This window comes from Flavobacterium pectinovorum (genome assembly GCF_022802975.1).
In the GTDB taxonomy this organism is placed as follows: Bacteria; Bacteroidota; Bacteroidia; order Flavobacteriales; family Flavobacteriaceae; genus Flavobacterium; species Flavobacterium pectinovorum_B.
Window position 1 is genome coordinate 37,246 of sequence record NZ_JAFEVZ010000013.1, and the last position, 24,098, is coordinate 61,343.

At 35.7% G+C, this 24,098-nt stretch carries 12 protein-coding genes; 4 read left to right on the forward strand and 8 right to left on the reverse strand.

Annotation, left to right across the window (positions count from 1 at the left end):
- The first annotated feature begins 22 nt into the window (after positions 1–22).
- The gene (locus tag FLV_RS16580; protein WP_243235359.1) at positions 23–1,414 is read left to right on the forward strand and encodes a T9SS type A sorting domain-containing protein; all 1,392 of its coding nucleotides are present in this window, start codon (positions 23–25) and stop codon (positions 1,412–1,414) included.
- A gap of 389 nt (positions 1,415–1,803) precedes the next feature.
- On the opposite strand, the gene FLV_RS16585 is transcribed toward FLV_RS16580, so the two are convergent.
- The 5 genes from FLV_RS16585 to FLV_RS16605 all read right to left on the reverse strand — a co-directional run bounded on the left by FLV_RS16585 (position 1,804) and on the right by FLV_RS16605 (position 13,244).
- Complete coding sequence (locus FLV_RS16585) at positions 1,804–3,654, reverse strand: rhamnogalacturonan lyase (protein ID WP_262916467.1); 1,851 nt, start codon at positions 3,652–3,654, stop codon at positions 1,804–1,806.
- A 256-nt stretch (positions 3,655–3,910) separates the two neighbouring features.
- Positions 3,911–6,106, reverse strand: a complete 2,196-nt coding sequence (locus FLV_RS16590) for a hypothetical protein (RefSeq protein ID WP_243235360.1) — start codon at positions 6,104–6,106, stop codon at positions 3,911–3,913.
- A gap of 65 nt (positions 6,107–6,171) precedes the next feature.
- Complete coding sequence (locus FLV_RS16595; RefSeq protein WP_243235361.1) at positions 6,172–7,170, reverse strand: TlpA disulfide reductase family protein; 999 nt, start codon at positions 7,168–7,170, stop codon at positions 6,172–6,174.
- Between the two features lie 55 nt (positions 7,171–7,225).
- Positions 7,226–9,460 (reverse strand): hypothetical protein, encoded by a 2,235-nt coding sequence (locus FLV_RS16600; RefSeq protein ID WP_243235362.1) that lies wholly within the window; start codon positions 9,458–9,460, stop codon positions 7,226–7,228.
- 157 nt (positions 9,461–9,617) lie between these two features.
- A complete protein-coding gene (locus FLV_RS16605) occupies positions 9,618–13,244 on the reverse strand; it encodes a DUF4450 domain-containing protein (protein WP_243235363.1) in 3,627 nt (1,208 codons plus the stop codon).
- A gap of 289 nt (positions 13,245–13,533) precedes the next feature.
- On the opposite strand from FLV_RS16605, the gene FLV_RS16610 reads away from it, so the two are divergent.
- The 3 genes from FLV_RS16610 (at position 13,534) to FLV_RS16620 (ending at position 19,485) form a co-directional block, all read left to right on the forward strand.
- Entirely contained in the window at positions 13,534–14,811 is a 1,278-nt protein-coding gene (locus tag FLV_RS16610) for a rhamnogalacturonan acetylesterase (RefSeq protein WP_243235364.1), read from the forward strand.
- Between the two features lie 23 nt (positions 14,812–14,834).
- The gene (locus FLV_RS16615) at positions 14,835–17,690 is read left to right on the forward strand and encodes a glycoside hydrolase family 2 protein (RefSeq protein ID WP_243235365.1); all 2,856 of its coding nucleotides are present in this window, start codon (positions 14,835–14,837) and stop codon (positions 17,688–17,690) included.
- A gap of 292 nt (positions 17,691–17,982) precedes the next feature.
- A complete protein-coding gene (locus FLV_RS16620) occupies positions 17,983–19,485 on the forward strand; it encodes a rhamnogalacturonan acetylesterase (protein WP_243235366.1) in 1,503 nt (500 codons plus the stop codon).
- A 173-nt stretch (positions 19,486–19,658) separates the two neighbouring features.
- On the opposite strand, the gene FLV_RS16625 is transcribed toward FLV_RS16620, so the two are convergent.
- The 3 genes from FLV_RS16625 to FLV_RS16635 form a co-directional block, all read right to left on the reverse strand.
- A complete protein-coding gene (locus FLV_RS16625) occupies positions 19,659–19,835 on the reverse strand; it encodes a histone H1 (protein WP_031453507.1) in 177 nt (58 codons plus the stop codon).
- 197 nt (positions 19,836–20,032) lie between these two features.
- On the reverse strand, positions 20,033–21,400 hold the full coding sequence (locus FLV_RS16630; RefSeq protein WP_243235368.1) for a sulfatase-like hydrolase/transferase: 1,368 nt from the start codon (positions 21,398–21,400) through the stop codon (positions 20,033–20,035).
- A 157-nt stretch (positions 21,401–21,557) separates the two neighbouring features.
- Positions 21,558–24,005 (reverse strand): glycosyl hydrolase 115 family protein, encoded by a 2,448-nt coding sequence (locus tag FLV_RS16635; RefSeq protein ID WP_243235369.1) that lies wholly within the window; start codon positions 24,003–24,005, stop codon positions 21,558–21,560.
- Between the last annotated feature and the right edge of the window lie 93 nt (positions 24,006–24,098).

A 24,098-nucleotide genomic window follows, 5' to 3' on the forward strand; every position in this document is an offset into this window, starting at 1 on the left:
ATTAATTTAATAACAGTAAAATATGAAAAACAAATACCTTTTTTTATTATTAATTTCTGCCTTGTCGTTTGGGCAAATAAGTCTGGTGAAAGATATAAATAATGGAACAGGAAACTCTTCGCCAGAAAATTTAATAGTCTTTAATAATAAAATATATTTTGGAGCCGATGATGCTACTGGAACAAATAGCCCTGGTGCTGTAGATTTAGGAAAAGAGTTATGGGTAACCGATGGTACAGCAACTGGAACCACCTTTGTAAAAGATTTAAGACCCGGTAGTAACAATTCAACTCCAACAGGCTTTTTTAGCTACAATTCAAATTTATATTTTTCAGCGAATGCGGGTTCAGGAAATATTTTATTTAAAACCGATGGTACAGAATCCGGAACGATAGCCACAGGTAATTCTTTTATATTTAACCCTATAGAATTCAATGGTTTAATATACTATGTAAATACTGTAGATTCTAATAGATTGTATGAATTTAACGGAACCACAACTGTAAAGGTAGCTAATGTAGGCACAGGTGCCGAAAGTGTTACAGGAGGAATATTTATGCCTTTTAATAACAAAATCTTTTGCTATATGAGTTATACCACTGATGCTTTAGGTTTGAAGTTATATGCTTATGACCCAGCAAATGATACCTTTACGCTTGTAAAGAACATCACAGATTATGGAAATAATGCCGGCATTAGCAACTTTACCGTAGTGGGTAGCGAATTATATTTTGAAGCCGGAGCTGGTATTTTATGGAAAACAGATGGAACTACTGCAGGCACTGTAGCTGTAACCGCTGCAGCATCACTTACTGGTGCTACAAGTTTATTTAATTGGAATGGTAAATTATATTTTGAAGCTGATAACGGCACTTCTGGCGATCAACTTTGGGTTTACGACCCCGCAGCCAATACTATCACAAATTTAAGCAATATAACTGGCGACCACAATCCTTCGGATTATACTGTTTTAAATAATTATTTATACTATTCAGGTCAAAATGGTACTTTGAAATATTTATACAGAACAAATGGTACAATCATTGAACGAGTTGATGATACTATTTTTGATATTGATAATATTGCTGTTTTAAACGGAAAGTTATTTTTTGAAGGTGATAATGGTACAACTGGAAATGAACTTTTTACTTACACGCCATCAGTACTTTCAATTGATGATAACAATGTATTAAAATCAGTAGCCGTTTATCCAAACCCTTCAGATGGAAATTTATTCATTAATAATGCTGATAATGAAACCATACAATACGAAGTGTTTGATGTGCTAGGAAAGAAACAAACTTCAGGTAAAACAAATGATAATTCACTTCATTTAAATTTAAAAACTGGTTTGTATATCTTAAAACTTACTAAAAACAGTCAAACTTCTGCAACTAAAATAATAATCAAATAGTTTTATTATTGGAAATCTGATTTCCAAAATTAAAACGAGGTTTGTTTTTTGCCCCAATAAAAACACAAATCTAAAAAGTCCGTTTCATGTATTTGAAACGGACTTTTTTATTACTTTTTGATAAAATTATTATCCAGTTGGTGCAATAGTTTTTGATGATAATTTTCGTCAGTTCGAGTGATCCCGATTTTTCATCGGAATTGTATCGAGAACAGAATATTATTCTTAAAAACGGTTCTCGATACAAATTTTCTGAAAAAGCTATTGCATTTTCAGAAAATTCACTCGAACTGACGAGAGGTTGCAACGTCATCTTATATTGCTTTTTTGTAAAAAAAATTAAACCTCGAACTGACGTTTTTAATAAATAAACCCAACGAATTAAATGATTACCTCTTAGAAACCAAAACAATATTAGGTTTTGGAGCCGGCTGCATCCCGCTTCCAAAATAAAATCCGGTATGAGGTGGCTGATTATACCCTACATTTTGCCAGGCAATACTCAAACGGTACTGAGGATCATGCATCAAAGTATATTGTCTCACATCGGTTGGAATTGTAGTCGAATAAATTCGTAACTCTTTATTGTCTTCGCTTCTTAAAATCAGTTCTTCCCGCCAGTCTCCCAAAATATCCGCAGCAAGAGCCGGAGTCGATTTTGTTCCGTTATTTGACACGGCTCCAACAGCAGTAAACAATCTGCCTTTACCATATTTGTCTATATAATTTGAATTCAGTAATTCTCTTGAAGTATCTCCATCCCAATAAATAAGGAAATTAATTGATTTTGGCGCATCCCCTATTTTATTTCCTTTCATATCATATAAAAACGGAGAGCCTGACCACCAGCATTGTGCACCTTTTCTGGTTGGATCGATATTATCTGCCACTCCCCTGCCAACATCTTCGTTTAGGGAATCGGTAAACAAAACTTTTCCGTCTGCTGCTGAAAAAACGGCTACACCCGGACCGGTTGTTTTATTTTCAATTTCATGGATTCCAAATGCTTCTAAGCCTGGAACATCCAAATCCAGATCAGAAACGTGCAGCGCATCTCCGTGCCTGAAGCCTGTTGTGTATAATCCTTTGCCATCATCATCAACACACATCGATCCATAAATGATTTCGTCTTTTCCGTCATTATCAACATCAGCCACAGTTAATCCATGATTTCCCATTCCGGAATACGGATTTTCAGCATTTTTACTATCAAAGACCCATCTTGAAGTCAGTTTTTTATTTTTAAAATCGAAGGCTGCCAAAACAGTTCTTCCGTAATAACCACGACACATTACCACGCTTGGGTGAATGCCATCCAGATAAGCAACACAGGCTGTAAAACGGTCAATTCTGTTTCCTTTGGTATCATTTCCTCCGCTACCTCCATGTCCGCCCCAGCCAGCCAAATCACCTCGCTCGGGAATATAATCTGTGGTTGTAACCAGTTTACCGGTTTTTCCATCAAAAACGGAAAGATATTCAGGTCCTTTTAAAATCTTTCCATAAGTTCCCGAATTAGGGTCTCTGTCAACCCAGTCTTTTGAAGCATCTCCAACCACATTTCCCTCACTGTCCGTAGTTCCATCAGCTGTTTTGCAAACCAGTTCTGCAATTCCGTCACCATCCAGATCATAGACCATAAACTGTGTATAATGCGCACCTTCACGAATGTTTTTACCCAAACTAATCTGCCATAAAAATTTACCCTCTAAAGTATACGCCTGAAAAATAGGTGGGTCAGTAATACCGGTATGTGAATTGTCATGGCCTTTCCCGGTCATGTGAACTACCAAATCGTATTTTCCGTCTCCGTCTAAATCTCCGGTTGAAAGATCATTTGGCACATAACCTTCAATCGGTTTTATAGCAATTGACAAATAATCTTTATCCGGACTTGAAGCCGGAATCGTAAAGCTTCCTTTGGCTTCTGTTTCTTTTTCTTTTAATACCGTTTTTACAAACCATGTATTTTCTTCGTTCGGATTTGCTTTAGAATCAACAAAATTCGTAGCCCCGGTTACAGGCTTTTCGTTTAATTTTACTGCTTGTTTTGTACCGCTCTTTCGATACAAATTAAACCCCAGATCATCAGCATCAGTTCCTAAAACACGCCAACTGATAAAAAACTGGCCTTTGTTTTTTATGGCAATGACGCCACGGTCTAAGCTTTCCATCTGTCTTTGCGCAAGTAAAATTGAACCTGACAAAAAGAGTAATAGTAATAAAATTTTATTTTTCATGATTGGTTTGAGTTGGTACAGTTTTATGCATACTTAGACTGATTTTATCAAGAATGGTTTATTTTGAAATACTATTAATCTATAGTTTTCCTGTCATTTCGACGAAAGGAGAAATCACACTAGAAATTCCACAAAGAAATGGTCAATCTTTGTCGAGTTACGTGTATGATTTCTCCTTTCGTCGAAATGACAAACTGGGCTAAAAACCCAGACTTAGTATCTCACAACCTTAGCAACTTAGCACCTTTTTAAATAATTAAAACATCTTCTTAAATCCTTCGCTTTTCACTTTCCATGTCCCGTCTTTAGGAAACCCAGGATTCTCGATTGTATTTCCTTCCCAGCCGGCACACATCATCGCAACAGCTGTCAATAAACCACCATTACCAGGAAGATAAAGCGTTAATCTTGGCGATTGGTAATTGTGACCGTTTTTTAAATACGTATTGGTTACTACATTCATAAAAAGGGCATCAATCGCTTTTTCAGGCATTTGCAAACGGGCAGCCGACATCGCTGTCATCGGGAAATCCCATCCCCAGGTTTTGTTCCATGACCAGGTATCCCAAACCAAGTCAAACGTATTTTTCATGATTTTTTTATCCAGAAGAGACGTTTCCGGAAGCATTCCGAAAGTTCCTAATACCGATGGATGATCTGTTTTAAATTCTGGATTGGTGTACGAATCTGTAGCGCTTTCTGTTGCCAGATACACCTCTTTTGCAATTGGCAAAGGCGATAATTTAGCCAAAACAGTTTCCCATCTTTCAGGCACTTTTTGGTTTAATTTTTTCTTCCAGCTGATAGCCGTTTTCAAAGCCCAATTCCAATACGCCAATTCATACGTTGGGTTAAAAGTTTCGATTGCCTTGAAACGTTCCTGCGCCGGAATTACGCCTGGTCCTAAAACATAACGATCATTTTTAGCGTCATAATTTGCAAAAGAAGCCATGAAATCTGCTGTCGCAAAAACACGTTCACTGTATAAATTTAAAGTTGCTGTTGTTGGTTTCGCTTGGTAAATCAAATCGGCATACGTGATAAAATGTGGCTGCTGCCAAATCAGGAATGCCCCAACTGATGATGGACTTTCATTACCGTCGTAATCTGTCATTTTTTGCCATCTTGCCCCTTCAAAACCTTGTCTTTTGGCGATATTTTTAGCCTTTTCAAAAACTTTCTGATACCACGGAAGGCTTTTTTCCAGTAATTCCGGTCTGTCCCAAAGTGCAAAATGTACACCGTGCCACCAATGCATTTCTAAGTGCGGTTTTCCGTACCAGCTGTTGTAGGTTAAACCGGTTTCTTGTGGCGGAACTTTCCCTGTACACTGCAATTTGGTCAGGTATTGCGAAAGAATCACACGACGCTCCAATTCCTGCGCACGTTTATCGGTACTTCCTGAAAAATCTACTGCCGCACCGCTTTCCCAAAAACGTTTCCATTCTTTTATACTGCTGCTTTCAATAGCTGCGAAAGAAGCAACTGCAGATTTATTTTTATCTGTTTGAACGAACGAACAACTTAACTCGATTGTATTGCTTTTTGAAGGTTCTACAACAAAATAGTGCTTTGCTTTTTCTTTAATTGATGCAGTGCCTTTCCATTTCAAATTAATATCATACGAAATACTGTCCATTATGTGTGTAATGGTAGCTTCAGATTTATTTTTGATTTTCAGATTGCTTTTATAATCTTGTTTTCCTCCCCATTTTTTCCCCATATCTGTACCCTCAATCGCAACCTTTGAAATAGCTACATCCTGTTTTTCTTCCCATTTCGTACCCATATCTCCCCATAGTCCTGTTGGAAAAGGGATTCGGACACGAATTTTCAAACGCCCTTGTAGAATTAAATCCGATTCTACTTTAAAGCCTAAAGCATCTTTTGTCTGATCGCAAGCCGTTATCACTTTTACAGGAGTTCCTTCTACTTCAAAATAACTCTCAATTTTTCCTGTCCATAAATCCAGCTTTTGATTGATGGCTTTAATATCTTCCGGCTTAACCAAACTGCCATCTTTCCTTGTGATTTCAAAACCTATATTTCCCAATTGCAATAAATGGGGGTTCTGACGAAACCATTCGACTGCTTCTTTTTTTCGTGCAGGTTCTTTAATTTGTGTTGAATATGAAATCTTGCGGCCATACTGATCTACATCTTTTAAAGTCTCAGAAAACTTATAATTCTCTGTGTTTTTATAGCTGTCCCAACCCCATTCTGATTGTGTTCCGAGCGGTATTCCATTTTGATATTTTTCCGGAAAACTTTGCAGACCCGTAGCATCAACCGTAAAGGCAAAAGTGCCATTACCAACGGTTAAAGAAGCTAAAGTATCTATTGCGGTAATTTGAACATTATGCCTTGTTACCAATGCTTTCCTGTCTATTTTTTGCTGGGCAATAATTCCAACAGAAAATAATAAAAAACAAATAATAGAATATTTTTTCATGATTTTTAATTTAAAATAATTTGTATATGTAACTGTATTTATGATCTTATTAATTAGCTTTTTACTTACTTTATTAGTTCAGCTAATTTCTTGTTTAGCTGTTCTCCCCGAATATTCCTGGCAACAATTTTTCCGGTTTTATCAATAAGAAAATTTTCAGGAACAGCATAGACACCATATATCAGTGCTGTTTTACTTTCCCAAACCTTAAAATCGCAAAAATTTGTCCACGCCAGTCCGTCTTTTTCGATTGCTGAGAGCCATTTTTCTTTTTCTTTGTCTAAGGATACTGCTACTATTTCAAACCCATTTGGTTTATATTTTTCGTAGGTTTTTACCAAATGAGGATTTTCTTGTCTGCAAGGACCACACCAGGAAGCCCAAAATTCTAAAAGTGTCACTTTTCCAAGTAGTTTTGATAATTCTTTTGGATTTCCATTTTTATCATTCATTACAAAATCTGAATATTGATCTCCAATTTTGACATCTCGATTCAATGTAATATAGTTTAAGATTCTTTTTCCATATTCTGTTTTTTTTATGTCTTTGGAAAATCGTTCGTAACACACTTTTGAGAAATCCTTCCCCCAGTCTGCAGAAAAGACAGAAAGGATAAAGGCGCTTACAATACTATTTGGATTATTTTCTACGAATTTTTTCTCAAGCTCATTTCTTTCTTCAAAAGACAATCCGCTTGCATTTTTGTAAAGCTGTTGAGACAAATCTTCGGATTGGGAACCTGTTACTTTGGCACTTTTAAAATCACTTTCGGATGCATCAAAAATCATTTTATTGTTTTCAATCCAAATATCCCTCCATTGCGAAAACTCTTTATTGTACACCAAAACCCTTACCGGAAATTTGGATATTTTCGTTCTGAATACAAATTGGTTATGAGTAACAACAGCCGAGTCAATAATTTTTTCAGATAAGTTATCTTTTAAATAAAGTACTTTTCCGTTTTCGAAATTATTTGTTTTTCCCGTTAAGGAAAAGGCAGATTCTTCTTTTTCAGTAAAAGAAAGCATAGCAATTACAACCAGTCCAAATAGTATTTTCTTCATATTCTTTTGTTTTCTTTTATCAATAGTTTTTCATGACTTCTGAGTAATAATTTAATTACTTTCTCACCAAAAATTGAAAGTTTTCAGACCCAAACAAGCCATTACCGCTTACTCCTTCAATATTTCCTGTGAACTGGCTATTAATATCTGAACAGAAGAAGGTTACGTTAGCTTCTCCTTGTTTATTGGTAATAACATCCGGTTTCCAAAACAAAGTATTACGATAATCCGGAGTTGAATCGGTAATAGTTACATCATCATAAACGGATTCATAAAACACTTTCTTGCCATAATATCCCTCAACCATAGCAATGTTGAACATTTCCAGAAGTTGTTCTTCTGTTAATTCAGGATAACGGTAAGTAATTTTTTTCATAGAGGTATAAGTATAAGGACTACATTCACCATCAGACCATTTGAATCCTTCATATTGTTCATACTTATCTCCTTCAACAGGTCTCTTTTTTTCGCCACCATGACAATCCCAAACCGGACAATTTAGAACTCCATGACACACAAAATCATTTGTAAAATACTGTGCTCTGGCCAGACTATCCAGTTTTCCGATATACTTATCACGAAATACTTTATTCTTTTTTGTGGTAATTAAAACTTCATTTAGTTTATTTATTTCTTCACGACCTTTGAATGGAGAATTTTCTTGGGCAAACACTTTTTCAATCTCTGGTAAAGCATAAATCATCGTTTTATTTTTACGATATTTATTTATTTCATCAAACGAAAAATCCTTTACTTTCATAATATATTTTGGTTCAGATGAAGTCATCAACTTTAGGTACGTATAACCATTTTCTCCTTTTTTTAAATGACCCGGTGTAATCGTAAAATCTCCGGCTGTATCTGTCATTACAAAATCATTACCTCTGGAATCATCTGCCGCAAATATTACGAGCCCTTTTTGTCCTATAACTGCTGTTGTTTTCTTATCTGGTTTTTCTAACTGAACTTTACCTTTCAGATCATCAAAAACTATAGGTGTTTGACTATTTAATTCTCTTAAATTATTTTCATTCCACACATAATTTCTCCATCCCTGAGTAAGCATTAATAAATCTAGTGCCTGTTTGCGATCTTTATTTTGCACATCAAAATAATAAGCCGGATTATAAATATTTCCTTTTAATTGTGCAGAAAGCAAAAAATGACTTTGAATGTTCTTGGCATCCTGTTTATTTTGGTACAAACCATCATAGACACTTACTCCTAAATGAGCCACTACCGCCTGATCGTTTTGATCTGTTACTTTTATTTTTAGATTTACATGTTCTCTGTTAGTGTAACTGTTTTTGTTTAGTTCTGTTTTAATTTTTAATTTTTGATCCTGATTGACATATACCAACCGTTCTGCTATTGGCAATAAATCTTTGTTAAAAAGCGTCACTTCTGCGATTCCCTGCGGTACGTCTTTTAAAGGAATTTTGATTACCAATTCTTTATTTAATACCCCAACGGCAATGCTATAAACGATTCCTCTCATTTGTAATCTCAGGTATATTTTTTCTTCCTGTAAAGCATCACTTTGTGAGATTTTAAAGACCAATGTTTCTTTAGTATTATTCATTAAACGGATTGTCTTGCCATTTAAATCAATCTCTCCAACTGAAAAATCTTGCACATAAGCAGGTTCATTCAATCGGATGTGATATTTTTTATTACTGTCTGGAGTAAAAATAACCGATCCCATACCCGCATGGTTGCTTTTAAAATTTTGCAAAGGATTATTATTTTCAAACAAAATCCCTGAAACATCCACAGGTAAACCTTTTGAATTTACAGCTTTAAATGCCAGCGTACTCTGAATTCCTGAAATAAGTTTTCCTCCTTCTGGAAAAACAGAAAAATGAACGATACTGTCTTTTTCAGCAGGAATTACAACTGTTTTTTGATTGATTGTTTTTACAACTTTTATCTTTTTTAAAGCATAAAATTCTTTAGATTCTTTAACAAAAGAATGCGAACTGTAGCCTGCCAGTGTATAATTTCCTTCAGCTAACGAACTTTCTAAAAAAAGATGTCCATTGACAAAGCCATTTTCAATTTCATACTTTTTCTCCCAAACTACTTTTTCTGTCTTATCTTCAGTTAGCTGTACAAATAATGTTTTACTGCGTCCGGAATCTATAAAATTTTGCCCATCTAAAACATAGCCTTTAAACCAGACATCTTCTTCCGTTTCATAAATATTTTTGCTGGTTTGTATATAAACTAAATCAGTACTAATATTCTGGGTTAGTTTTTGAAATTTTTCCGCTAATTGGTCGGTAATCAAAGTTTTATTTTGTGAATAAGAGGGTAAATGGCATAGCATGCACAATAGCAGAAATGCGCCTGAAAAGTTAAAAAAACAGTTCTTTTTTGTACCCATTCATTTAATTTTTTGTTTGAACCTACTCTTTAAGTTTATCCAAAACTGCTGATTTAATGCCCTATCTAACTAAGGTCGCACTCATGAGCCCAATAATTACATCATTTGCAATTGCTTTGATTGTAAGACTTTTTAAGGTTTTATTTTTGTTTAAAGGTAAATCCAGAATCGTTCCTGCTCCACCATCAACACCAAAACTGGAATATCCTTTTATAGTGGTAAAATCGTTGAAGGTTCTCGAAATTTCACCCGATTTCAAATAAACTCTTGGCGGTTTTGGGGCATCTGTTGTAAACGCCAGTCCGTCAACAAAATAATCCTGTTCAATCGGCCACCAGTTTTCAGGGTTTTTCAGTTGTAAAATTTCTGAAGTTCCGTCTGTGTAATTTACGGCTATTTCTCCATTTACAATACGGCTTTGCATTGGATTAGTCGTTCCGGCTACCATAAAATAAATGTGTGATGCTTTTCCGCTCAATGGAACACTGATGGTTTTAGGAAAATTATCCCATTGAGATGTAAAAATAATATTTTTCGAATTGATTTCAGAAGGTGTTTTAAATGTAATACCTTCTGGACTAATAATTTCTCCATTTAATTTGGCTTTTTCACGCAATCCTGAATCGTCCAGTTTTACGGAAACATTTGGATAACACCAATTCCCGATTCCGTTTTTTGGTAGCTGTAACGTGACTGTCTGCGGCCTCGGAGATAAATATTCATTATTGAAAACATCCGTTACTTTCGAATTAAAAAAGAAAGAAAGTGCAACTGTTTCCTGTGTTTTTGAATTGTTTAATGGAATATCCCAATTAGTAAAAGTTACTTCTTTTATGGTATTTGAACCTGCGTTAACCGAGAATTTATTGGTTCCAGGAACTAATTTTTCAAACGGAATAACAAGACTTTCTTTCTGATTTGTATCTAAAGAAATCTTTTGCTGATTGTCTTTTGCGGAAGCATCAAAAGCGATATTTCCTTCAATTTTGTTATCCGAATTATTTTTCAGAGTAATCTCTACACTATTATTTTTTAACTGAACAATTTCTGATTCAATCTTAGGTTTTAAATCTACTTCAACAGGCTGCCACCAGGTTACATCTCCTTGTTTTAACTGAACGAAAAAGGTTTTAGACTTGTTGCCATACACAATTGCCTGATACGATTTATTGGTTTTTGAAACCTCACTCAAAATAGATTGCGGGTCATAAACTGAAATTATTTCTGCTTTAGTGGTTGTTATGCTAAAAGATTCTCCAGCAGTTAATGAAGCAACAGGTTTGATATCTTCTAAAACATCTCCTTTCCAGTTAATTTTCACATCATAAGAAACATTATAAGGTACTTCAATCGCAATTTTTGGATCTCCGATACTTTCCTGAATATTTTTCCAGCTAACCGTTTTTCCATTAACTGTTATATCCTGAATTCCGTCAAAAGGTGCATTTACAACCAGTTTCAGATTCATTTTGGCTGGAAACTGATTTTTTATAAGATACGAATCTGTTTTATTTTCTCTTTTAAAATCAATTGAAATATCCGGAATATCTAAAGCTGCGTGGTCCCATTTTGCAGGAAATCCCGGCTGAATCGTTAAAACCTCCGCCAAAGCATCAGGCTGGATACCGAAAAGCCCTTCTACCAAAGTTCTCGAAGCCATTCCAATCGGGTCTGCAAAATCGCGGTACAATTCGCCTCTTATGGCATCCTGATACAAAAGCTGTTCAAAACCACCCGGAGAAGCGCCCAAATACATACTTTCGATCAAAACACTTTCCCACATCTTAAATGCTTTTTCAGATTGTCCGCCCTGCCAGAAAGCCAAAGCAGTATGCAACTGCTCTGCCAACGCCACATTATTAATAGACCATGTATAAGGCTGCCAATTGGTGGTGCTTATCGTATAGAGATCGGTTTTATCAAGTCCTTCTGCCGAAATCGGGATATGCGGAATCTGCTTGTCCACATAGCTCAGCATCTGATAACTCTCAAACGGATTGGACAATTCGGAATCAATAGTGTGATAAATACTCCAGACACCTGGAACATCATGCAATAATCTGTTTCCCATTGCGTCTTTATATTCTGCAAAAATGCCTTTTTTCGGAATCCAAAGCTGGTCTTTCGAAGCTTTTAGGATTTTATCTGCTTCTTTAACGAAAGGATTTTCATCCAGCTGAATTTTTTTAGCGACTTCAGCCACCGTTTTATTTGCATAAAAATTATAAGCCGAAGAATGAATCACACCGCCACCGCTGTACTGCAACGCATCACTTGCCCAGATTGTCGCATAGGCATCGTAAAGTCCGTCATTATCGGGATCGAAATTTCGTTTTTCCCAGTTTAAATGCTTTTGAATCGTAGGCCACATTTCTTTCATGAACGAAGTATCTCCCGTCCACTTAAAATGTCGTAACATCTGATCAAAGAAAACCAGATTCATATCATAATGATGCGCAATTGTATTATTATCCGGCTTACGGCTAATGTAGCCACTACTGAACATTGAGGTTCCTAAGACTTCTTTTTGACGGGCAAAATTTCGGACCGTATCCAAAACAACAGGACCGCTTTCAGGAGCCGTAACCTGTGATTTGCTGTAACTTGTAAAATGAGTTTTCGCACGATCATGCCAGCCTAAAGGATCAGCCGTATAAGCCCCACGCCATGCATTCAGATGCATTCTCCACGCGATTGCACCATGAAGATACGCCGGGCTTTCCCAAATTCCGTCAGCTGCAATGGCAAGTGCTGAGCCCAATGTGTTAATATAAGGGTCAGGAGTTGTTACTTTAACTCTATTGGCTAAAATATGCGTTTCCTGAACCGATTTATCATACAATTGCGATAATCCTTTTTGAGAAACATCCGTTTTTAAATCCTCGCTTGAAAACAGCCAAAACATTTCGCTTTTTGAAATGGCATTTTTTCCTGTAACAAGCGTCAGATTTTCAGGATTAGAACTGTATAATTCCGAAGGTGTTTTTTGTTGTTTTGGATTGGCTAACTTTACATTATAACCCGGAAAATAGCCTGTTAGTTTTTTGTTGTTACCTGTTTTCTCTTTATTGCTTTCAGAACCGTACTCCAACAAGAAAGACTGCTTTTTAATGGTATATTTATTATTGGTACAATATTCAGGCTGTAAATAAAACACCGATTCAGGATCGGCACCAATATCGCCGTCACGACTGAATTTTTTCCCCGTTGCACCGCCGTATGCCCAGACTAAATTTACTTTTTTGGGTACATTTTCGCCTGATACTTTTAAAATAAAGCCTTCTTTTTCTTTAAGTGCAACAACTTTTACAATCAATTTTCCGTTATCTAAAATAGGGTCCTGAATTTCGTATTGCATCGTACCCAATACATATTTTGTGTCAATTTTTGAAGCTTCGGTAATCCATTTGCTGTCTTTGTCATTTATTAAACCCAATTTAAAATTCCCTCCCATTCCCGGCATGTACATCGCAAATTCAGGTAAGTCTCCGGTTTCAACCCTAAAACCTGTATTCGAGCCATAAAGTGCCCTGTTGAATTTTCTGGTACCGTTTTTTAAAACAAAACTATTCCCTTCAGGAGCATAATGAATTTTACGCACAGCTTGTTTTTCCTGTCCTATAGTTAGCAAAGGGCAAAGCAATAATAAGCCAATAAGGTTCGGAATGGTATTGTTTTTGGTTTTCATAAAATTTAATAATTCAGAGGCACATAATCATTATCAAACACCTAATGATTTTGATAATTTAAACGCAATTTCTCTGTTTTTTTACGGTATTGCATCCTGTACCTACCTGATTTTTTCAATATCATAATTTATATTCTTTCACTTTTTTAACATCATAGTACAGGATACTATATAAATAAGTAACCGTTAGTTTTGAAAATACAATAATTTAAATAGAAAAACTTTGATAAACATTAAAACTTCTCTTTGCACTATTTTTTGTTTTGTTTTACAGCTAAATCTGTTTGCTTTGAACAATAATTCTTCGGATAAGAAACTACCACAGAAAGCTGCCGAAAATAAACTGTTTAATTTTGGCAATGCCATAAAAAATAAAAAAGGAATATCCATAAATACTGCTTTGACTTATAATACAACAACAGGTTATGGTTTTGATATTAATTCGGCTTCGAATGCAACGATCAATTCAAATACCTTTTCTGCTGTTAAACCAACTTACTTTTCTGTAAAACTTCCGGAAGGAAATTATCAAATTGAAGTTGTAATGGGAAGTACTGAAAAACAGACAAATATTACCATAAAAGCAGAATCTCGAAGATTGATGCTGGATCAGCTTTCCATTAAAAAAGGCAAACCGGTAACCAAAATTTTTAATGTAAATGTCAGAACTCCAAAAATTGATGACACTCAAAATGTTTCATTAAAAGACAGGGAAAAAGATATTTTTAACTGGGACGACAAACTCACACTGGAATTTTTAGGAGACGTTTCAATTCAAAGCATAAAAATTACTCCAAAAGATAATTTAACTGTAGTTTATCTTGCCGGAGACTCAACCGTTACCGATCAGGATGTTGAGCCTTGGGCTTCGTGGGGACAGTTTATAACCAATTATTTTGACAATACTGTTGTGGTTGCTAATTATGCCGTTTCGGGTTCTGCACTGAGTTCCTTTAAAGGAGGAAATCGTTTAAAAAAGATTCTTTCCTTAATTAAAAAAGGAGATTATTTATTTGTGGAATTTGGACATAATGACGAAAAAATAAAGGGCGAAGGAAATGGCGCCTGGGATTCTTATTCTACGCTGTTAGCCGAATTTGTTCAGTCTGCCAAAGACAAAGGAGCAATTCCGATCCTAGTAACACCTACACAAAGACGCGCTTTTAACGAAAACGGAACTTTAAAGGAAACACACGGTGATTTTCCTGCCGCCATGAGAACTGTTGCACAAAAAAACAATATTGCCCTTATTGATGTTACCAAAATGACAACCGAATTGTACGAAACCTGGGGCGATGAACCTTCCAGAAAAGCTTTTGTACAATATCCATTAAATACTTTTCCGGGTCAGGTAAAAGTTTTGGAAGACAACACTCATTTTAATAGTTTTGGGGCAAACGAAATTGCGCTATGTGTACTTAAAGGAATTCGTGAACTCGATATTCCGTTAAAAAAGCAAATTCAAAAAGAGGTTCCAAATTACAATCCTAAAAAACCAAATTATATTTCGAATTGGACACTTCCGATGAGTGACCGATTTGAAATTACTAAACCAGATGGCAATTAAACCATTATAGAAATACCTATTTTATGTTATTAAAAAACACTATTCAAAACTTTACAATTGCTGTCTTTGCCTTATTTTCTTATCAAAATAGCACAGCACAGCAAACTGATAAAGTTTACCTTTCCGGAAAAGATTTTGAACATCCTGTAAAATGGGATTTTTATTGTACCGGAGGCAACAACAGCAAAACCTGGTCTAAGATAAATGTTCCTTCTCAATGGGAATTAGAAGGTTTTGGCGAATATACGTATGGAAGATGGTACAAAGAACTGAACCAGAAAGAACCAAGCAAGGAAGAAGGTTTGTATAAATTTGAATTTAATGTCCCAGCTGATTATAAAGACAAAGAGGTTCAGATTGTGTTTGGCGGAGCCATGACAGACACCGAGGTAAAAGTCAACGGAAAACTGGCCGGAGCCATTCATCAGGGAGGTTTTTATGAGTTTAAATATGATATTTCATCTTTATTGAAATTCGGTTCTAAAAACACTTTAGAAGTTCATGTCTGGAAACATTCTGCCAATAAATCAGTTAACGCAGCCGAAAGAAGAGCAGACTGGTGGCTTTTTGGAGGAATTTATCGTCCGGTATGGCTGGAGGTTTCTCCTAAAACCCATATTGAACATATTGCTGTAAATCCTAAAATGGACGGCTCGATTACTGTAGATTTAAATCTTAAAAATATTTCTAAAAATGCTGTTTTAGAAGCTACATTGAAAGGTTTAAACGGAGAAAAATTCGAAACTTTTACTTTTCCTGTAAAAGCAAAAAGTACTGCGGCATCAATCGCTGCTCAATGGAAAAACATCAAACCATGGAATCCGGAAAGTCCTAATTTATATGATCTGGAACTGGTTTTAAAACAAAACGGAAACATCATTCATAAATACGACAAACGAATTGGTTTCAGGACTTTAGAATTCAAAAAACAAGATGGAATTTATGTAAATGGTACCAAAATCGTGATGAAAGGGATTAACCGTCACTCATTCTGGCCGGAAGGCGGAAGAAGCACCAGCAAACGTATTAGTGAACTGGATGGAAAACTGCTAAAAGACATGAACATGAATGCGGTTCGCGGGCATTATCCGCCAGATGAGCACTTTCTGGAAGTTTGTGATTCCTTAGGGCTTTTTGTCTTAAACGAATTAGCCGGATGGCAAAACTCTTATGATACCGAAACCGGAACTAAATTGGTTACCGAAATGGTTGTTCGCGATGTCAATCACCCATCTGTAATTATCTGGGACAATGGTAATGAAGGCGGGTGGAATTACAATGTAGATAAAGTTTTTGAAGATCATGATCCGCAAAAAAGAATCGTAGTGCATCCATGGGCCGATTTTAATGGCTGGGACACGCACCACTACCCGACTTATTTAACCGGAATGCATCGTTTTAATAATGGTGAAAATGTATTTTTTCCAACCGAATTCATGCATGGAACTTATGATAACGGACACGGAGCTGCCCTTGAGGATTTCTGGACACGTTACAAACAAAGTCCGTTGTTTGCAGGAGGTTTCATGTGGGCGATGCTGGACGAAGCCGTATTTCGTTCTGATTGGACCGGAGATGCAAAATTTGACTCAAAAGGTTCATTGGCAGCCGATGGAATTTTAGGCCCGCACCGTGAAAAAGAAGGAAGTTATTATACCGTAAAAGAAGTCTGGGCTCCTGTTCAGTTTCAGCCAAAACAGGTTACTGCAAATTTTGATGGTTCTTTCTTAATTACAAACGACTATCTTTTCAGTAATCTGAATTCCTGCAGAATGGAATTTAAAGTACTAAAATCTGATAATGATGTTTTGTACACGAATGGAACTTTGGCAGTAATCAGTTCAGGTAAGATTGAAATTCCGAGCATTGATCCGGGGGAAACGCGTAAAATTAAATTTGCTGTTCCGAATAATTTTGCTGAAGGTGACATTTTATCAATCTCAGCTTACGATCAGTTTAATAAAGAAATTTATACCTGGACTTGGCCTATCCATAAAGCAAAATATTATGCGGAGAAATTCTTAGTAATTCAAAATACAAAAGCAAAAGCTTCAGCAACAAAAAATGGTAATGAAATTTCTCTAAAAGGAAACGATGTAACGGTAACTCTTGATGCTTTGACAGGAGAAATTTCTTCTGTTAAAAACGGTACATCCACTATTCCGTTAACAAATGGTCCACGTCCAATTGGAATGAAAGCTAAACTAAAAGAAGTTCAGGTTTCGCAGGAAGGTGACAAAGCCATCTGTAAAGTATTGTATGCGGGAGGTATATCTTCTATCAAATGGATTATGGAACCGGATGGCCGATTTAAAATGGAATTGATTGCGTTGAAAAATTCAGAAAATAATGGAGGCTTTGATGGCGCTGCTTTTGAAGATAAAATAAACTCATGGGGGATTACTTTTAGTTTTCCCGAAAAAGGAGTAACCGGTATCAAATGGTTTGGAAAAGGCCCTTACCATGTATGGAAAAACAGATTAAAAGGAACTACTTTCGGTATCTGGGAGAAAGATTATAACACTACCATAACCGGAGAAAGTTTTGAGAATCTGATCTATCCTGAATTCAAAGGATATCATGCCAATTTATTAGGAGCAAACTTAAAAGCAGGAACTTCATCGTTTAAGGTTTTTAGTGAATCTGACAATTTGTTTTTAAGATTATTCACACCTGATTTGCCTAAAAATGGTTTCGCAGGAAGTTATCCACAGCCTGCGTTTCCGGAAGGAGATATTTCGTTTATGTATGAAATTCCAGCAATGAGAGATTTTAAACCTTTAGAACATCAGGGGCCAGAAAGCCAGCCAACCAATATTCGTATTAAAAGCGGTGATGACGGAATCAAAATGAATTTATGGTTTGATTTTAGAAAGTAAGATTTTGTTTCAGGTTTGGGTTTGTTTCAGGTTTATTATCAAACAACCTTAACACAAAGCATGTCATTTCGACGAAGGAGAAATCACACCAGAAACTCCGTCCTTAAAGTTGTCAATCTTTGTCGAATTGCGAGTGTGATTTCTCCTTCGTCGAAATGACAAAATTGAGAAAAAAGGGCTTCGACTAAGTTTATTCTGAGCGGAGTCGAAGGCTTTAAAGCAAAAAACGTTATTTGAAACAAAATCGCAAGATCATTTTACAATACACATTTCACATTTTACAACCAACAATATGAAATCAATTAAAATACTTTCTGTCTTATGTCTGACAGTATTATTTTTCAATTTTACGCCAAAACAAAACAATAAACCCACTGTTTACACCGTAGGCGACTCAACCGTAAAAAACGGTCGTGGTGACGGATCCGGCGGACTTTGGGGCTGGGGAGATTATATCGGACAGTTTTTGGATACTACGAAAGTTAAAATAGAAAATCATGCTTTGGGCGGTACCAGCAGCAGGACTTTTCAGGATAAAGGTTTGTGGACAGCGGTTCTGAACAAACTAAAAAAAGGCGATTACGTGCTGATTCAGTTTGGACATAACGATGATGGTCCATTAAATGACACGCTTCGTGCCAGAGGAACCATCAAAGGGATCGGAAACGAAACGCAGGAAATCGACAACATGCTGACCAAAAAGCATGAAACGGTGCACACTTACGGCTGGTACATTCAGAAAGTAGTTCAGGAAGCAAAATCAAAAGGTGCCATTCCGATTATTTGTTCTCCTATTCCACGAAACGACTGGAAGGGAGGAAAAGTACCCCGCAACGACAAATCATACGGATTATGGGCTAAACAAATTGCAGAAAAAGAAAAAGTAACTTTTATCAATCTGAATGATAAAATGGCTGTCGAAATGGAAAAGCTGGGCGAACAAAAAGTGACCGGAACTTATTTCTACAAAAAAGACCATACACATCCATCTGCAAAAGGGGCTGTATTAGCCGCTTCATTAATTACCAATGAACTTAAAACAAGTAAAAACTCTTTAAAAAATTACATTTTAAAAAACCCGAAAATTGTATTTCCGGCCAAGAAAAAAGTCTTTCTAATTGGTGATTCAACGATGGCAAACAATAAGAATGAGAATGCTGTAGGCTGGGGTGTTGCATTTCCGCAATATTGTGACACGACCCGAATTGAAGTAATCAATAAAGCCCGTGGAGGAAGAAGTACCAGAACATTTGAAAAAGAAGGTTTGTGGACTGAGGTAAAAAACCAATTGAAACCAGGCGATTATGTAATGATTCAGTTTGGTCACAATGATGCCGGAGCTGTTGATAAAGAAAAATTCAGAGGCTCTTTAAAAGGTAACGGTGATGAAACTCAGGTTGTCGTTCGTGACAGTTTAACCGAAACTGTACATACTTTTGGGTGGTACATGCAGAAATTCGTTAGAGAAACCAAAGAAAAAGGTGCTATTCCGATTGTTTTGAGCCAGACGCCAAGAAACGAATGGCCGAATGATAAAGTAGAACGCAGAACCGATACTTATGGAAACTGGTCGAAAATTGCCGCCGAAAGAGAAAAAGCGTTTTATATTGACCTGAACGAAATTGTAGCTCTGAAATATGAAGCTTTAGGCAAAGAAAAAGTAAAACCGTTTTTCCCGAAAGATCACACACACACAGGAACTGAAGGTGCTGCTTTTAATGCGCTGACAGTAGCTGAAAGTCTAAAAAAAATAAAAGACTGCGGATTGAGGGAGTATATTGAAATTTCGAAGTAAGTTGTATGGTATCTGTAAAATGTTAGATGTAAAATGTTTTATGAAATTTAAGAATAGTAAATTACGTGAACAGGGAATTTGCAGTTTTTCACTTTTCACTTTTCACTTTTCACTTTTAATACAAAAAAACCTCGTTTAATTTAAACGAGGTTTTTTGCTTCTCTATAAGAATATTATTTTTTTGATTCTTCGATAGAAACTTTTCTGAACTCTTTTAAAAGTTTTTCAATCTCTAAAGATGATTTACGTGCTCTTGCTCCAGCTGCTTTAACACCTTTTTCAGATAATGATTCAGATTCTGTTTTGAATACTTCTAATTCAGCGTTGATTTTTACTAATAGATCTTTCATGCTTATATATGTTAAATTAAGTGGCAAAAATAAAAGTTTGCTCTATAGATAACGTAAGTTTAGTGTTAAAATTATCACAGTTTTTCTGCATTCAGTTACTATTCTTTTTTTTACACTTTTTATTCCTAAAAACCAGTTAATTAGAAAAACAAAAACTTTGTAATTTATAAATATCAATACAACAGAAACGCTCAAAACTACTTAATTTTCTCATAATTCACCTTTTTAGCATCTTTTTTAAATTGATTTTCCAAAGCGATCTCCATTTTTTCGGCTACAGATTTCTCTTCCAGTATCAAATTTTTCTTCTCCCCAAGATCTTTTTCAATATTATAAAGTTCTAAATCTGCAGGAGCATTAGCATGTCTGGTCCTGATTATTTTCCATGGCTTTCTGATTAAAGATTCCTGCAAATGGCCTCTGACATAAATTTCCTTATTGGTAATGGTTTTGTTTTCAGAAACTGTTGTCCATACATTTTTTCCTTCAATGCTTTTCGGCATATCATTATCTCCAGCTAATGACAAAATAGTTGGTAATAAATCTATAACCGAAATGTAGTTATCATTTCTATACTTCTTTAAACGATCTTTCCAGTAAAATATACAGGGAACTCTGATAGCGCCTTCATAATTTGATGTTTTCCAATCCCTGAGCGGCGTATTATCTCCCAAAGTAGTATTGGATGGATGAATACCGTTATATTCATTTTTAGAATCCCAATCCTGCATAGCGCCATTATCGCTCATAAAGATTATCAAAGTGTTTTTATCCAGCTTTTCCTGTTTTAACTTCTCAAGTAATATCCCTATACTGTTGTCCATATGACTCATAGCTGCGGCAAAATCCCTGCGGGAACTGTCTTTTATGGAATTCATATAAGGATCCTTCCATTTTTGCTCTTCCTGCAAAGGAAAATGTGGGGCACTGTAAGCTACCTCCAAAAAGAAGTTTCTCTTTGGATCTCTTTTTTCTGAAATCCATTTGACAGCTTCATTGGTAAGCAGGTCTGTTACATGACCTTTCTCTTCAATAAATTCACCATTTCTATACCAGCTCTTATCTCCGTTTTTATACAAATGCGTATATTGGTCTAATTGTCCGTGCAAAAAACCATACGAATAATCAAATCCGTATGCTTTCGGCCCACTGCTTGTCTGCAAACCCAGATGCCATTTGCCTATGAGCGCTGTCTGATAGTTATTCTTATATAATAATTTCGGTAATGTCGGAATTGAATCAGGAAGTTTCAATTGACTTTTGTCGCTAATTGGCGCAACTATTCCCATACGGCTCGCCGGTTTTCCGGTAAACAAACTTGCTCTTGAAGGAGAACAGGTTGGATTGGCATAAAACCGATACAGTTCTACCCCGTTTTTAGCTAAAAAATCAATATTTGGCGTTTTGATTACCGAACCGTGGTACCCGACATCATTCCATCCGGCATCATCAGCTATTATCAAAATGACATTCGGCTTTTCAGTTAAATTATTTTTACTTTTTTGGCTATATGAAACTGAAAAACAAAAAGATAACAGTACTAAAAGTTGTTTATTTGTATTCATAATTTTTAAAATTTGATTCAACTTAGATTTAAAACCCATAGTGAAATTATTCTTTGACAACGATTTCATAAAAAACGGTTCTCAATACTTTTTTTGTTCCGTTCCACTACACAAAAAACACTCGAACTGACGTTTTGAATGATTAAACTAATTGGGTTTAGATTTTAGTATTTACTGTGATATAATCCAGTACAATTCCTGTTTGATTCACGCTAATTGCAATCGTATGTTGTCCTTTATTTGCATTTGAAACAGGCAGTTTTACAATGGCACTATTGCGCAATACATTTTCTTTCCAGGTTTTATCCCTGTCTTTTGTATTGATCGAAAAGAACTGCGTTTTATTTCCATCAATCTGCACTTCGATTTGATGATCAAAGTTATTGGCATGCGTAGGCAAAAAGTGAATTTCTATTTCATAATTACCCACATTTTCAATTTCAAAATCATAAGAAACTGACGGTTTTTCAGTTTTAAAATACTTTTGTTTTAACGGAAATAAAGTAATAGCATTATTACTATACCCTAAACCGTTAATGTTTTTCCATTGGTATTCTTTAGATTCTTTTTTAGAAATAAACTGATTTGCACTTATGAATTTTATCGTTTTTGAAGTTTCTTTAACTGATGCTTCTTTTGAAAATTCGGCTTTTTTAATAGAATCGAAAACCGGCAGATTTCTCGGGCGCATCGACATCATGTGATTCCATTTGCCACTGCTCAGTTTCTCATTATAAAAATCAGTCAGTTCTTTTATTTTGTTGTATGATTCATTAGATAGTGTTTCGTATTTTTTTTTCTCATTTTCATCTGATGCCCTGCAAGCCAGATTCCAGTATAAAAATTTATGGTTCATATAAGCAGCTGATTTAATCGGATAAGTTACCAATTGAAAATAAGCATCTAGTCTTTCATCAGGAACAAGTTGGCCAGTATCTACTGAAACAGCAGAGTTCCAAACATCTACTTCTTTAACCAAATTATTGTAAGCTTTTATTCTTTTCTGACATTCTTCTTCAGTAAAATCGGATAGTTTTATTTGCGTAGTAGGTTCAGTCTGACTCCATCCCATGTATTCCGGCTTTCTTAGAAATGCCAATCGGTAATATTCTTCAAATACAGGACTTAAGTACTCTGCAATTTGAGGGGAAAACTCTCTGGTAAGCCAATCTTTCAAATACCCATTGATTCCATCCGATTTTATGCTGTTAATATCCCACGCCAAATCCAGAAAAAGTTCCGTATCGTATTCAGCAGGTTTAATGTCACCCACATTTACAATCCACATTTTTTTAGCTCCATTTTCATACGCTTTCGTCATTTCGTACCAAATCAAACCTGGCTGTGTTGTACTTAGCCAAAGATAATCATGCGGTCTTCCCCAATAACTAATGTGATAATAAACTCCGCTTCCTCCAGCTCTTTTTTGTTCTTCTTCATTACTCAGACGACGAATATACCCGTAATTATCATCCGGCCAGACAAGCGTAATATCGTCCGGAACTTTTAGTCCGTTGTCATATAATTCTAATACTTCTTTGTACGGAACAAAAGCCTGTGGAATATCTTTTAACGGCTTTTTAAAAGTGTTCGAAAGCATCTCACGCTGATTTAGAATGATTTTTTCGACCATTTCAATTGATTCTTTCAAATCTTTGGCTCCTTCCATTTTACTGTCATGAACACCACGCATACCTAAGGTCATAATGGTTTCGTTTTGAGCCGACTTTAACTCATCCAATCGATCCTGCCAATATTTATCAACCTGCGTTTTATTAGTGAAATAATTATAATCGCCATGGATTTTTGGTTTCCATTCGTCAACATTATTCCGGAGCATTGGTTCAGCATGTGATGAACCAATAACCATATGGTATTTTTGAGCCATTTCCTTATTCCCCGGAAGGGTAAAAAAACCTTTTGTAGAGGGATGCATAGCTGGCCAGATCGTGTTGGCTTTTAAACGTAATAATAACTGAAATATCTTCTCGTAGGTTTTGGGTCCGATGTTTCCAACTTCCGCTTCGAATGTTTTTTCTGCCCAGGGCTCTAATCCCCAGTCTTCATCATTTAAAAAGATTCCTCTATATTGTACCGATGGTGATGAAATGATGCCTTTTTGAGGAAGCTCTAATGTTAGTTTTTCTTTTTTTATCGGATGAACATCTGCCCACCATTTCCATGGAGAAATTCCCAGACGCTCTGTAATTTCGAAAATGGCATAAACTGTTCCTCTTACATCGCTTCCAACTACCACAAGATTTTCCTTCTCTTTTTTAATGGAAAATTTCTCCCACTGACCAGACAAATCTTTTGATTTTGATTTAAAAAGATCTGATGAAGCCTGTCCAATATAAATTCCTTTTTTCGAAATAGTTTGGGTTGGAACAATTTCGGGTCTTTTTCCGGTTATCTCTTTTACATCATCTGCCAATTCGTTTACAGCCCAAATAACTAATTCGTCTGTATTTTTATCGATATAAATTGTACTTAACTGATTGGAATCTGTAATTGAAAAATTAACTGCGTTTTTATCCTGACTGTAAATGTTGTTACTCAAAAAAATAAGCAACAACAGCAACCTTGCAAGTATATTTTTGTTCATATTTAAGTTTATTTATCTAAAAACAAAAGTTCAAAGTTTACAACTCATTACGTTTCAACTTTGAACTTCTGTATCTTTAAGATTATTAGAAAA